A 14276-nucleotide genomic window follows, 5' to 3' on the forward strand; every position below is an offset into this window, starting at 1 on the left:
ACAATGCCGTCAAGGACGCCTGAAACCTGGACCCATGGCGCGGTCATGCTCGATGCCGAGCACACCCGTTTCGCCCTCTGGGCCCCGGATGCTTTTTTTGTCAGTGTCGAGCTCGACACTGGCGAGTCAATACCGCTGCTGCCCCAAGCCGACGGCTGGTTCATGATCCAGACCCGCTGCCCCGCCGGCACCCGCTATCGCTACAACATCGACGGCGAACTGGAGGTGCCAGACCCGGCCTCCCGCGCCCAGGCCGGTGACATCGACCGCCACAGCGTGGTGGTCGATCCCCATGCTTATCAATGGCGCCACACGAACTGGTCCGGTCGGCCCTGGCACGAAGCGGTGATCTACGAGCTGCACGTCGGTGCCCTGGGTGGTTTCGAAGGGGTCGAGCAGCACCTGGCACGCCTGGCCGGCCTGGGCGTAACCGCCATCGAACTGATGCCGCTGGCGCAGTTTCCCGGCGATCGCAATTGGGGCTACGACGGCGTCCTGCCCTACGCCCCCCAAGCGTCCTACGGCACGCCGGAACAACTCAAGCACCTGATCGACAGCGCCCACGGCCATGGGCTGGCGGTCATTCTGGACGTGGTCTACAACCACTTCGGCCCCGACGGCAACTACTTGCATCGCTATGCCAAGGGGTTCTTCCGCGAAGACAAGCACACGCCTTGGGGGGCGGCGATTGACTTCCGCCGCCGCGAGGTGCGGGACTTCTTCATCGATAACGCACTCATGTGGTTGTTGGAATACCGTTTTGACGGCCTGCGCCTGGATGCCGTGCATGCCATTGAAGATCCGGACTTCCTCCAGGAGCTGGCGATCAAGGTGCGGCAGCAGATCGACCCGACCCGGCATGCCTGGCTGACCGTTGAAAACGAGCACAACCAGGCCAGCCTGCTGGAACATCACTACGACGCCCAGTGGAACGACGACGGCCATAACGCCCTGCATGTGCTGCTGACCGGCGAAACCGATGCCTATTACGCCGACTATGCCGAACAACCGACCGAACAACTGGCGCGCTGCCTCAGCCAGGGTTTCGTCTTCCAGGGCCACACCAATCGCCATGGCGAGGCCCGGGGCGAACCCAGCGGGCATCTGCCACCCAACGCGTTCGTACTGTTCCTGCAAAACCACGACCAGATCGGCAACCGTGCCCTGGGTGAGCGCCTGCATCAACTGGCCCCGCCCCAAGCCTTGCACGCGGCAATCGCCTTGTTGCTATTGTCGCCCATGATTCCGTTGCTGTTCATGGGCGATGAAGTGGCCGCCGAGCATCCGTTCCTGTTCTTCACCAGCCATCACGGCGAATTGGCGGAGCTGGTGCGTGAGGGCCGGCGCAACGAGTTCGCGGCTTTCAGTGCCTTCGCCGATCCCGAAAATCGCGAGCGGATTCCCGACCCCAACGACGCCAGCACTTTCGAAGCCTCACGCCCGGTGTTCGAGGCGCAGCAAACCCAACAGCACGCCACCGAGGCGCTGTACCGCAAGCTGTTGAAGATTCGCCGCGAAGAGATCGTCCCGCGCCTGCCCGGAGCCCAGGCCCTGGGGGCCGATGTGCTGGGCTATGGCGCGGTCAGCGCACGCTGGCGGTTGGGGGACGGCAGCGTGTTACGCATTGACCTGAACCTCAGCGAGCAGCCGGTCGAGCATACCGCCCCGCAAGAAGCGCGCATTCTTTTCGAACATCCGCAGCAGACCATGGGTCTGTTGCAACAGGGCGCCCTTGCGCCCTACAGCGCGCTGGTCAGTCTGACGCAAGCGGCAAACGTGCCCAACATCACTGGAGAGCGCCTATGAGCGATGCGCAACTTGAAATTCTCGCCAGTCGAGCGGGCCTTGCAGTGGACTGGATAGACGCCAACGGCCGGGCGCAAAAAGTATCGCCCGCCGTACTGCGTTCAGTCCTGACGGGCCTGGGCCATCCCGCTGGGAGCGCCCAGGAAATAGATGCCAGCCTGCAGCAATTGCAACAGGATCAGCAGAATCATCAACTCCCACCGCTGATCACCGCTGACGTCGGTGTCAGCGTGGACCTGAGTCGCTATTTCGAAGCGGCAACGCCCTGCGAAATCAAACTCGAGGATGGCGCGACGCTGAACCTCAAACTCGACGCCGACGCCAAACTGCCGGGGATGATCCCGGTGGGTTATCAGCATGTCGCCATCCAGGACCAGCATTTCACCCTGGCCGTAGCGCCGGCCCGTTGCTACAGCGTAGCCGATGCGGTGGACGACCCGACGCCACGGGCCTGGGGCCTGAGCGCGCAGTTGTACGCGCTCAGGCGTCCTGGCGACGGCGGTTTCGGCGACACCCAGGCGTTGGAAGAACTGGCGCGGGTGGCTGGCGAACGCGGTGCCGATGCTATCGCCATCAGCCCGATGCACGCGATGTTCAGCAGCAACACCGGAAGCTACAGCCCTTACTCACCCTCCAGCCGACTGTTCCTCAACAGCCTGTATGCCGCGCCGGGCACCATTCTGGGTGAGCGCGCGCTGCGCACAGCCATCGATGCCACTGGCTTGACCAATCAGCTGCGCAGCCTGGAAGAACAACCTCTGATCGATTGGCCGGTAGCGGCCCAGGCCAAACAGAAAATCCTGCGTGCCTTGTATGACGGTTTCAGCCAGGGCGAACACCCACTGCATGAAGACTTCAGCAGCTTTCGCCACAGCAGCGGCGAAGCCTTGGAAAACCATTGCCGTTTCGAAGCCTTGCAGGCCGAACGCGCGGCTCGGGGAGAAAGCCTGGACTGGCGTCACTGGCCCGAAGAATGGCGTAACCCACGCAGCCCTGCGCTGACGCATTTTGCCGAAGAAAATGCTGACGAGATTGGCTACTACGCCTTTTGCCAGTGGCTGATTACCCGTTGCCTGGAGCGCGCCCAGAGCACAGCCAAATCCAGTGGCATGGGCATCGGCCTGATCGCCGACCTGGCGGTGGGCGCCGATGGTGGTGGCAGCCAGGCCTGGAGCCGGCAGGACGAACTGCTCGCCTCGCTGACCGTAGGGGCGCCGCCGGACATTCTCAACCGTTCCGGGCAAGGCTGGGGGATCTCGGCGTTTTCCCCGGAAGGCTTGGTACGCAACGGTTTTCGCGCCTTCATTGAAATGTTGCGAGCCAACTTCGCCCACGCTGGCGGCTTGCGCATCGATCATGTCATGGGGCTGCAACGATTGTGGGTAATCCCCAACGACGCCCCACCCGCCGATGGCGCCTACCTCTATTATCCGCTGGACGATCTGCTGCGCCTGCTGGCGCTGGAGTCCCATCGCCATCAGGCCATCGTGCTGGGCGAAGACCTCGGCACCGTGCCGGACGGCCTGCGGGAAAAACTCAGTGCCCGCGCGATCCTGGGCATGCGCGTGCTGCTGTTCGAACAAGACAACACCCACTTCAAGCCGATTCTCGACTGGCCGGACAACGCACTGGCAACCACCAGCACCCATGACCTGCCGACCCTCAATGGCTGGTGGCATGGTCATGATATCGACTGGAACGCGCGGCTGGAGTTGATCGACTCCCACACCGAGATGGACTGGCGCAAACATCGCGAGCGGGAACGCGAAGGCCTGCGCAACGCATTGAACCAGGATCCGCAGAATTTTCGCGAAGAACACCACGAGACCGACCAGGTGCTGGACGCCAGCGTGCGCTTCCTTGGCCACACCCGCGCGCCACTGGTGCTGCTGCCGATCGAGGATGCCCTGGGCATCGACGAGCAAGCGAACCTGCCCGGCACCACCGACACCCACCCTAACTGGCGCCGCCGCCTGGCCCACGAAAGCCAGGCGTTGCTGGATGCCCCGGACGCCGCCCGGCGTCTGGAAATACTCGCCTGCGCGAGACTTCAGGCGAGCGAGCGTGACCGATGAAACCGACGTTGATCCAACCACTACGGGCCACACTTCGCCTGCAGTTTCATAAAGACTTCACCCTGGACGATGCCGTCCCACAGGTACCGTACTTTGCCGCGCTGGGCATCAGCCACATATATGCCTCGCCACTGCTCAAGGCCCGCGCCGGGTCCATGCATGGCTACGACGTCGTCGATCCGACCCAGGTCAATCCGGAGCTGGGCGGCGAAGCCGCGCTCAAGCGCCTGGTCGCGACCCTGCGCGAGCACGGAATGGGGTTGATCCTCGACATCGTCTCCAACCACATGGCCGTCGGCGGCAACGATAACCCGTGGTGGCTGGACCTGCTGGAATGGGGGCGCCTGAGTCCTTATGGCGAGTTCTTCGACATCCAGTGGCACTCCCCTGACCCGTTGATGGAAGGCCAACTGCTGTTGCCGTTCCTGGGCAGTGACTACGGTGTGGCGTTGCAGGAAGGCACGCTGAACCTACGCTTCGATGCCTCCCAAGGCCGCTTCTATGTCGAGCATTACGAGCATCACTTCCCCATCTGCCCGATGCAGTACGGCGAGCTGCTCAAGCCCGCCGAAACCCTAGCGCCGGACCTGACAGAATCGCTCAAGGCCTTGGCCGAGCGCTTCACCACCTTGAACTACCAGACCGACGCCCATACCCTCGCCCGCCCGCTGCAGGCAGAGCTGCGGGACCTGGCCACCCAGCCGGGTATCCTCGCCGCCATCGCGGACAACCTGCGCGGCTATGACTCCCTGGAGCCCGAAGGCTTCGAACGGCTGCATCAACTGTTGGAGCGCCAGAGCTATCGCCTGGCCAGTTGGCGCACCGCAGCGGACGACATCAACTGGCGGCGGTTTTTCGATGTGAACGAACTGGGCGGCCTGCGCGTCGAGCGCCCGGCCGTGTTCGAAGCGACCCACGCAAAAATTTTCGAACTGATCGCCCAAGGCCTGGTAGACGGGCTGCGGATCGACCACATCGACGGACTGGCCGATCCTCGCGGTTACTGCCGCAAGTTGCGCAGACGTGTCGATTCGCTTTCGCCGTCGCGGCACCTACCGATTTTCATCGAGAAGATCCTCGGCGATGGCGAGACTTTGCGCCGGGACTGGAACATCGACGGCAGCACCGGCTACGAATTCATGAACCAGATCTCGCTGTTGCAACATGACCCGGCCGGCGCCGAGCCCCTTGCCGAGTTCTGGAGCCGTCTCAGCGAGCGGCCGGCGCACTTCATCGAAGAAGCGCGCCTGGCGCGCCAGCAGATTCTCAACGGGTCCCTGGCCGGCGACTTCGAAAGCGTCGCCCAGGCCCTGCTCCAAGTGGCCCGGGACGATGTGATGACCCGCGACCTGACCCTGGGGGCAATTCGTCGGGCCTTGCAGGAGCTGATCGTGCATTTCCCGGTGTACCGCACCTACATCAATCCATTGGGCCGCTCCACCGAGGACGAAGTGTTTTTCAACCAGGCCTTGGAAGGCGCCCGGCAAACCCTCAGCGAAGCCGACTGGCCAGTGCTCGATTGCCTGGCCGGCTGGCTCGGCGGCATGCCCTGGCGGCAACGACCACGCGGCAGCCAGCGCAAGCGCCTGCGCCACGCCTGCGTGCGTTTCCAGCAACTGACGTCACCGGCCGCCGCCAAGGCCGTGGAAGACACCGCGCTCTATCGTTCCGCGGTGCTGCTGTCCCGCAATGACGTGGGCTACAACACCGAACGTTTCAGCGCCCCGCCGCAAGCATTCCACGACGCCTGTCTCGAGCGGCTGCAACACTGCCCCGACAACCTGGTGACCACCGCCACCCACGACCACAAGCGTGGCGAGGACACCCGCGCACGCTTGGCAGTGCTCAGTGAACGTCCGCACTGGTACATCGCCTGTGTGGAGCAATGGCGCATTCTCTCGCCTTCACTGCACAGCGACCCCGCGGCCCCCTCGACCGGCGATGAACTGATTCTCTACCAGGCACTGCTCGGAAGCTGGCCACTGGACCTTGATCTCCATGCCCCCCAGGCACTGGCCGACTACAACGAACGCCTGTGGCAATGGCAACGCAAGGCCCTGCGCGAAGCCAAGTTGCAAAGCAGTTGGGCAGCGGTCAACGACGCCTACGAGCAGGCCACCCAGATGTTCCTCGAACGGCTGCTGCTGTGCGATGAAGGGCTGCCCCTGCGCAGCGCCATTGCCGAAGCGGTCCAGGCCATTGCCGCAGCGGGCGCCCTCAACAGCTTGGCGCAGACTTTGCTGCGAATGACCGTACCTGGCGTGCCGGACCTGTATCAGGGCAACGAATTCTGGGATTTCAGCCTGGTGGATCCGGACAACCGCCGACCGGTGGATTTCGAGGCGCGCCGTGAGGCGATGCACGCCGACAATACCCCGGCAGCGCTGATACGTGACTGGCGCGACGGCCGGGTCAAGCAGGCGTTGATCGCCAGGACCCTGGCGGTGCGGGCCGAACACTCGCAGTTGTTCCAACAAGGCAGCTATCAGCCGCTACCGGTGTTCGGCGAACACGCCCAACGGGTGTTGGCGTTCATGCGTGAGCACGAGCAACAACGGGCAATCATAGTTGTACCGATCCACGCAGCCGGCCTGCTGGAAAACAGTGCCGTGCCGCAGGTGGCTGCATCGGACTGGGGCGATACCCGTGTGTCGCTGCCATTTGCCGCCGAGGATGAAAAACTGAAGGGACTTTTTTCAAGCGCAGCAGTCACACCCCAAAGGGAGCTGATGGTCAGCGCCGCGCTGGGGGACTTCCCGGTCAATGTCTTTATCCAACCTTGAGTTCAGTCAGGAGCACCGCGATGAGTACCGACGATAAACGCATTCGTGAATTCGCCTATCAAATCTGGGAATCCGAGGGTAAGCCGACAGGGCAGGAAAAACGCCACTGGGAGATGGCGCGCAAACTGGCCGAAGCTGAAGCGCTCGCGCCGAGCAAACCGGCCAAGGCGGCGGCCAAACCTGCGGCCGGCAAGGCCGATGGCGCCAAGCCAGGCGCGGCCAAAAACACCGCAGCCAAGGCCGCGCCCAAAAGTACCGCCAAGGCCAAGCCTGCGACCAAACCTTCAGCAGCGGTCACGCCCGCTGAAAAACCTGCCGACAAGAAGCCACGGGCGGCACGCAAGCCGCCGGCGAGTTGACTCCTTCCTCACTGATCTCAAGCAAGCATCTCTTTGTGGCGACGGGGTTTATCCCCTCGCCACAGGGTTCAGCGCACAACCACCCGTCTTAACTTGAACAGCATTGCGTATCTGTCTGTCTTTTGCAGGAGCAACTATGACCCGTCCAAAAAAAACCACGCCGCCGCCCGTTATCGAGGCTTCGCGGATTCGTGAAGGGCTGCCTTTTCCGCTCGGTGCAACCTGGGATGGCCTCGGGGTCAATTTCGCACTGTTCTCAGCCAATGCCACCAAAGTCGAACTGTGTATTTTCGATGATGCCGGCGAGGTCGAGCTCGAACGCATCGAGCTGCCGGAATACACCGACGAGATCTACCACGGCTATCTTCCCGACGCCCACCCCGGGATGATCTACGGCTATCGGGTCTACGGCGCCTACGACCCGGAGAATGGTCATCGTTTCAACCCCAACAAATTGCTGATCGACCCTTACGCCAAACAATTGGTCGGTCAATTGAAGTGGTCCGAAGCACTGTTCGGCTACACCATCGGCCACCCCGATGGCGACCTCAGTTTCGATGAGCGCGACAGCGCGCCATTCGTGCCCAAATGCAAAGTCATCGACCCGGCCCACACCTGGGGCAACGACCAGCGGGTCAGTGTGCCCTGGGACAAGACCATCCTGTATGAAACCCATGTCCGCGGCATCAGCATGCGTCATCCCTCGGTACCTGAGAACGTGCGCGGGACCTTCGCCGGGTTGATGGTCGACGACGTCCTGGAGCACATCCGCAAGCTGGGTGTTTCGTCGGTGGAACTGCTGCCGGTCCATGCCTTTGTCAATGACCAGCATCTGCTGCACAAAGGCATGACCAACTACTGGGGCTACAACAGCATCGCCTTCTTCGCCCCGGATCCACGCTACCTGGCCAGCGGCAAGATCGCCGAGTTCAAGGAGATGGTCGCGCACCTGCACGAGGCCAACCTGGAGGTCATCCTCGACGTGGTCTACAACCACACGGCCGAAGGTAATGAACAGGGCCCGACCCTGTCCATGCGTGGTATCGACAACGCCTCGTACTACCGGCTGATGCCTGACGACAAACGCTATTACATCAATGACTCCGGCACCGGCAACACCCTGGACCTGAGCCATCCGTGCGTATTGCAGATGGTTACCGACTCCCTGCGCTACTGGGCCACGGAGATGCATGTCGACGGCTTCCGCTTCGACCTGGCGACGATTCTGGGCCGATACCATGACGGCTTCGATGAGCGCCACAGTTTCCTCGTTGCCTGCCGCCAGGACCCGGTGCTGCGCCAGGTGAAAATGATTGCCGAGCCCTGGGACTGCGGCCCTGGTGGCTATCAAGTGGGGGGGTTCCCGCCTGGTTGGGTGGAGTGGAACGACAAGTTCCGCGACACGGTACGCGCATTCTGGAAAGGCGACGACGGTCAACTGGCCGATTTCGCTAGCCGCATGACCGCCTCGGGCGAAATGTTCAACCAGCGGGGTCGACGCCCTTACGCATCGGTGAATTTCGTGACCGCCCATGACGGGTTTACTCTCAATGACCTGGTCTCCTACAACGACAAGCACAACGAAGCCAACGACGAAAACAACCAGGACGGCAGTAACAACAACCTGTCCTGGAACCACGGTGTCGAAGGGCCAACGGACGATCCGGCAATCAACGAGCTGCGTAATCGCCAGATGCGTAACTTCTTCGCGACCTTGCTGCTGGCCCAAGGCACACCGATGCTCGTCGCCGGGGATGAGTTTGCGCGTACCCAGCACGGCAACAACAACGCCTATTGCCAGGACAGCGAAATCGGTTGGGTCAACTGGGACCTGAGCGAGGACGGCGCGGCGCTGCTCAAATTCGTCAAGCGCCTGATCAAGCTGCGCCTGACCTACCCGATCCTGCGGCGTGGACGGTTCCTGGTGGGCAATTACAACGAGGACATCGGCGTCAAGGACGTGACCTGGCTGGCTCCGGATGGCAGTGAAATGACCACCGAGCAATGGCATGACAGCCACGGTCGGTGCCTTGGCATGTTGATGGACGGGCGTGCCCAGGAAACCGGTATCCGTCGCAAGGGCGGTGACGCGACGTTGTTACTGGTGGTCAATGCTCACCACGACATTGTCAACTTCCTCCTGCCGGAAGTGCCTGAGGGCAGTTTCTGGACCTGCATGGTCGACACCAACCAGCCGGCGGTCCGTGGCCAGGAACGATTCGACTTCAACTCCGAATACTCAGTCACCGGACGTTCGTTGCTGTTGTTCGAACTGCAACGTGAGGACGAGGAGTAAAAACCGCGATAAACGGCGGCTGCAAACGAAGGCCCGCAGGGACGCGGTTCTTCAGCCCTGGGCAGCCCAGTTCGAATAAAAAAAGGCAGTTCAGACACACATGTGACGCGACGAATTGGCCGACATGGGCAATACTTCGCATGCGGGTGTTTCCAGGATCAGGAGCACCGCGGATCGCAGTCAGGCCCTTTTACGGGCACAATCGGGCAATTGGCCCGGTGCTGACTGAAAGATTGAATTCAACAAGGACGTCCCTCATGAAACCTGCCTCTCGCTTGCAAGGTCGGCATCATCCGCAGATATGGAACAGTGCCCCGCAACTGGCCGACATTCCTATCATCAGCACCCAGACACTCATCCCGGCCGGCGCCCGCGCCGTCATCCTCGCCCCGCATCCGGGCGATGAGGTCGGGGCCTGTGGCGGATTGCTCCAGTTGCTGAGCAACCTGGACCAGCCCATGTTATTGATTTCGGTCACCGACGGCAGCCATAGCCCCCCCGGCTCGCCACTGTGGAGCGACGAGCGCCTGCGTGCGCATCGCCCTCACCCCCAGGAAAGCGTGGACGCCCTGCATCGCCTGGGCGTACCGACCCATGGCCTGCAATGGGTGCGCGGCGGCTTCCCGGAAAAGGCCCTGGTCGAACACGAGGCACAGGTGGCGGCCTTCATTGGTCGATACCTGCGACCCGGTGATGTGGTATTCAGCACCTGGCGCATGGATGGCGACACCGACCACGAAACGGTCGGCCGCGCCGGAGCCCTGGCGGCTGAAAACATTGGTGCGGTATTTAACGAACTGCCGGTTTGGGCCTGGCACTGGCCAGTGCGCGAGCAGAACAAAATACCCTGGCACCGGGCACGCAAACTGCGCCTGGACGTCTGGACCACCGCCCGCAAGCGTCACGCAATGCATGCCTACGCCAGCCAGCTCAACGGCGAACCCGCCAGCGGCATCTCGCCGCTGGTACCGCGGGTCATCCTTGATCGCATGGGCATGCCGTACGAGATCGTATTTATCTGAACGTGGGTGTTTCCACACTTACCTGTGGGAGTGAGCTTGCTCACGATAGCGCTGGGTCAGCTTGTATCAATGCTGAATGTCCCGCCGCTATCGCGAGCAAGTTCGCTCCCACAATTTTCGGGTGTTCGCGGAAATGGTGTTGACCACAAAAGCCCCTGTGGGAGCGGGCTTGCTCGCGAAGCGGACTGTCAATCAACGTTGATGTTGTGGGCGACAGGCGTTTACCGGCGGTACCCGGCCGCGCCACGGTTGGGCGCGTTCCAGTTGTGCGGCCAGGGCCAGCAAGGTGCTTTCCTCGCCAAAGCGGCCGGCGAAGTGCGCGCCCATCGGCAAGCCGTTGACGCTCCAGGACAACGGTACCGACATCGCCGGCTGGCCGCTGGCATTGAACAGCGCGGTGAACGGCGAGTAGCTGTGGTAGCGCTCCAGCAGTTGATCGAGGCTCATGCACACATCCTGAATGTCCAACTCGCCAATCGGCATCGGTTCACGGGTCAGGACCGGGCTCAGGATCAGGTCGTAATCCTGCATGAATACCGCCAGTTGCCGGCCCAGGGCATGAATCCACCCCACGGCGCCCGCGTACTGCGCGCCGCTGACGTTGCCCTTGTCTCGCAGGATGATCCGGGTGCGCACTTCCAATTCTTCGGCCTGCACCGCAAACCCACGCATCTGACCCAGCAGGTCAACGTAATGCCGCGTACTTGCACCGATGATGGTAAAGACCTGATCGAGAAACTCCGGCAACACCACCGGCAGGCTTACCGGTTCGACACGGTGCCCCAGGGATTCGCACAACCGCGCGGCCTCACGCACAGCCTCCAGGCTCTGGGGCGATGTCGGCCACGGGTCGAGCTGCTCGACCAGGCCGATGCGCAACGGCCGCGGGTCACGCAGTACCGCCGTCACATACGGCTGCGCCTGGACTGCAGCTGCGTACGGCGCCCCCAGATCCATCCCGGCGGTGGCATCGAGCAGCGCGGCACTGTCGCGCACCGACAAGGTAATCGCATGGGGCGTACCCATCCCGGCCCAGCCCTCACCCACCATCGGCCCCGACGGCAACAGGCCTCGGCTGGGCTTGAGCCCGAACACGCCACAGCAGGATGCCGGCACCCGCAATGAACCACCGCCATCGTTGCCGTGGGCGAACGGCACCACCCGGGCCGCCACCAGCGCCGAGGCGCCACCACTGGAGCCGCCCGAGCTATGCTCGGTGCTCCAAGGGTTACGCGTGGCGCCAAAGCGCGAGGACTCGGTGGAGTACGAGGTGCCGAATTCCGGCGAGGTGCTGGTGCCCACGATCTGACACCCCGCACGCCGCAGACGCGTCACGACCTCCGCTTCGAAATCCGCACGACACGCGCCCAATGAGCGCGAGCCGTTGGTCATCGCCGCACCATTGACCGGTGAAAACAGGTCTTTGATCAAGGTCGGCACGCCAGCCAGCAGACCTTGCCCGGCCTGGGGCGTGTGCGCCGCCTCCCGTGCCGACTCGTACAGCCGCTCGGCAACGGCATTGATCTGCGGCTCGACCCGCTCAAGGCGCTCGATAGCCGCCTCAAGCAGCTCACCGGGCTGGACTTCGCCGCGCCTGACCCACTCGGCCAGCCCTGTGGCGTCTTCATTGTCCATCAAATGGTGGATGTCTTGCATAGCCATGCTTCAGGTTCCTTATTTCACAACGATTGACGTGATCCAACGGCGTTCGCATGACCCTGGCCCCGTGCGCGCAAGCCGACGATCACCCAGAGCAACGCCGCGATAAAACTCACGAGTGCCAACCACTGGATGGCATGACGCAGGTCACCGGCAAAGGCGCTCACAAAGGCCACCACCAGCGGGCTGACGAACTGGCCGATGTACAGGCACGAAGTGAACCCGCCCAAACCACGGCCACGGGTAGTGGCGGTCAAGGCATTCATCACCGGCGCCATCACGTTGGGCACCAGCAATCCGGCGCCCAGGCCTTGGACGAGTGCGGCCACCAGTACTGCGTTGTAGCTCTGGCTGCGCATCAGCAACCACAGCCCGATGCCCATCAGGCCCAGCAACAAGGCGTTGCAACCGGCGATGCCGAAACGACGGCGCAACAATGGCCACATCAGCGAACCGACCAAGGTCGCCAGCAGGCTCAGTCCCGCCGCCAGGCCGATCATGGTGCTGGAGGTAATCCCCAGGCTGACCAGCAGCATCGGTGCCTGGATCGGCATGACGAAGGTCAGGATCATGCCGCCCAGGATCATCAGGTAGCCGACCACCAGCTGCGGCACCGCGACCTTGGCCAGGCCCGCCTCATCGGCTCGCGGCTCGACCGTTTGCCGCTTCACCAGTGGCGGTTCCCACAGCACGTTCACCATCGCCGGCACCAGCAGCAACGGCAGCAAGTACAGAAAGAATGGCGAACGCCACGAATGCTCCCCAAGCGCCCCGCCCACCACAAAAAACAGCGCCCCGACCAGGCCGATGGTGACTACCTGCCGGTTGACGTAGCGCATGCGCTCCTCGCCGTGCCAATAGTCAGCGATCAGGGTCGCGCAACAGGTCATTACCGCTGCTTCGGCGCAACCGAACAACAGCCGCGCGCCGACAATCGAAGGCAAGTTATCGAGGATGGCTGGCAAGGCCCCGAGCAAGGCGTAGAGCAGCGTGGCGATCACCAGCAGGACCTTGCGCCCGACTCGGTCAGCCAGCCAACCGGCCAACGGCGCGCACAGAGCAATCGCCAGGGCCGGACCGGTGATCGCCAATGGCACCAGCAGATCGGCGCGAGGCTCCATGGGGCCGAACTCGGCGCCCAATCGAGGCAGGATAGGCGCGACCATCGTCGAGCCCATGATGGTCAGGCTGCTGCCGAGCATCAGCACCAGTCCTTCACGGCGACTGGCCTGGCGCGACGGGGTCGCGGCCGTTGAAACGGAACTTGATTGGTTCATGGCGAGCCCCTTAGAAACTTTGCGAGATGCGCAGCGCCGCGGTGTAGCCTTCGGCGCGGTTTCGCGCATCAAGCTCCTTGTAGACATGCAGCCAGACCGGCGGCATACCTGGCTTGAAGTAACTCACCGCCGGCCCGACAGCCAGTACCCGGGCGCGATTGCCCGCTTCCAGCCCCGGTGCGTCGTCATCGGTGAACTGGCGGTAGTAATACCCGCCCACGCCTACGGTCCATGGCCCGACATGCTGGCCCACGGCGAACTCATGGCGGTATTCGACGCCGTTCTTGTAGTCGGTGGCCTGGTTGCGCGTATTGATGTCGGCTTCGAAGCTTGAAGAGACTTCAAAGCCGCTATCGGAGAGGTAAGTGGCATTGAGGATCGGCGAAAACGTCCAGTGATTGAGCCCCGGCGAAATCAGCCGGTCCTTGTCGTAGTCACCGGTCGGTGCCTGGATCTGGAACTGGGCATTGACGAACAGGTTCGGCGAAAGCGTCCACTGCAGGATCACCGGCAATACCTGGATGTCGGCCAGGCGGAACGGATCGGCCGCAAGATCCAACGGGCCAACAGGCGTCTGCACCTGTACCGAGGCGTCCATCTGGAAGAACGGCACCACGGTGCCGAAACCGTACTTGGCCCCCAGCACGGTGTAATCGGTCATGCGCATGTAGGCGACGCCGATGGACAGCACATCCAGCGAGAAGTTGTTGTCCAGCGATTTGCCGTGGCGATCTTTCTGCACGTTGGCCGAATAAAACGCGGTACGCAGACCGACTGTCCCGAAAGGCGTGGCCGGCGGCATCATGCCTGCGCCGAAATCGTAGACCCCGACCGCCGTGGTCGGTGCGCCGTTTTCGGTGCCATGGGCAGCGGTACAGAGACCGCTCAGTCCCAGGGTCAGCCACGTACAGTGCCAGACGTTGATTTTTTTATTTTGGTACATCGAATGCCCCTCCGACCATGTGGTGTTGGGGTCATCCTAGGGAGCTGGCTCGTCAG

Annotated in this window: 9 protein-coding genes; 6 read left to right on the plus strand and 3 right to left on the minus strand. The window is 62.7% G+C overall.

Annotated elements, in window-relative coordinates; all coding sequences use genetic code 11:
• The first annotated feature begins 3 nt into the window (after positions 1 to 3).
• From treZ to SGN16_RS16115, 6 genes are all read left to right on the plus strand, one after another.
• Positions 4 to 1806 carry a malto-oligosyltrehalose trehalohydrolase gene (gene treZ / locus SGN16_RS16090; protein ID WP_210639014.1) on the plus strand — a complete coding sequence of 601 codons (1803 nt, stop codon included), beginning with the start codon at positions 4 to 6 and terminating at the stop codon, positions 1804 to 1806.
• Positions 1803 to 3881 carry a 4-alpha-glucanotransferase gene (gene malQ / locus SGN16_RS16095; RefSeq protein WP_210639015.1) on the plus strand — a complete coding sequence of 693 codons (2079 nt, stop codon included), beginning with the start codon at positions 1803 to 1805 and terminating at the stop codon, positions 3879 to 3881. Before treZ ends, malQ begins: the two co-directional genes overlap by 4 nt.
• The gene (locus tag SGN16_RS16100; RefSeq protein WP_210639016.1) at positions 3878 to 6664 is read left to right on the plus strand and encodes a malto-oligosyltrehalose synthase; all 2787 of its coding nucleotides are present in this window, start codon (positions 3878 to 3880) and stop codon (positions 6662 to 6664) included. Before malQ ends, SGN16_RS16100 begins: the two co-directional genes overlap by 4 nt.
• Before the next feature lie 20 nt (positions 6665 to 6684).
• Positions 6685 to 7023, plus strand: coding sequence for a DUF2934 domain-containing protein (locus SGN16_RS16105; protein WP_210639017.1), 339 nt, complete (start codon positions 6685 to 6687; stop codon positions 7021 to 7023).
• Positions 7024 to 7159: 136 nt separating this feature from the next.
• Positions 7160 to 9319: a glycogen debranching protein GlgX gene (glgX, locus tag SGN16_RS16110; protein ID WP_210639018.1), complete on the plus strand. Its 2160-nt coding sequence runs from the start codon at positions 7160 to 7162 to the stop codon at positions 9317 to 9319.
• Positions 9320 to 9576: 257 nt separating this feature from the next.
• Complete coding sequence (locus SGN16_RS16115) at positions 9577 to 10341, plus strand: PIG-L family deacetylase (protein WP_210639019.1); 765 nt, start codon at positions 9577 to 9579, stop codon at positions 10339 to 10341.
• A gap of 192 nt (positions 10342 to 10533) precedes the next feature.
• On the opposite strand, the gene SGN16_RS16120 is transcribed toward SGN16_RS16115, so the two are convergent.
• From SGN16_RS16120 to SGN16_RS16130, 3 genes are read right to left on the minus strand one after another with little or no spacing between them, the layout of a single operon-like run.
• Positions 10534 to 12003, minus strand: coding sequence for an amidase family protein (locus tag SGN16_RS16120; RefSeq protein ID WP_210639020.1), 1470 nt, complete (start codon positions 12001 to 12003; stop codon positions 10534 to 10536).
• Between the two features lie 17 nt (positions 12004 to 12020).
• Positions 12021 to 13277, minus strand: a complete 1257-nt coding sequence (locus tag SGN16_RS16125; RefSeq protein ID WP_335945199.1) for an MFS transporter — start codon at positions 13275 to 13277, stop codon at positions 12021 to 12023.
• A 10-nt stretch (positions 13278 to 13287) separates the two neighbouring features.
• Positions 13288 to 14220, minus strand: a complete 933-nt coding sequence (locus SGN16_RS16130) for a transporter (protein ID WP_335945198.1) — start codon at positions 14218 to 14220, stop codon at positions 13288 to 13290.
• Between the last annotated feature and the right edge of the window lie 56 nt (positions 14221 to 14276).

The organism is Pseudomonas sp. G166 (genome assembly GCF_037027455.2).
GTDB lineage: Bacteria > Pseudomonadota > Gammaproteobacteria > Pseudomonadales > Pseudomonadaceae > Aquipseudomonas.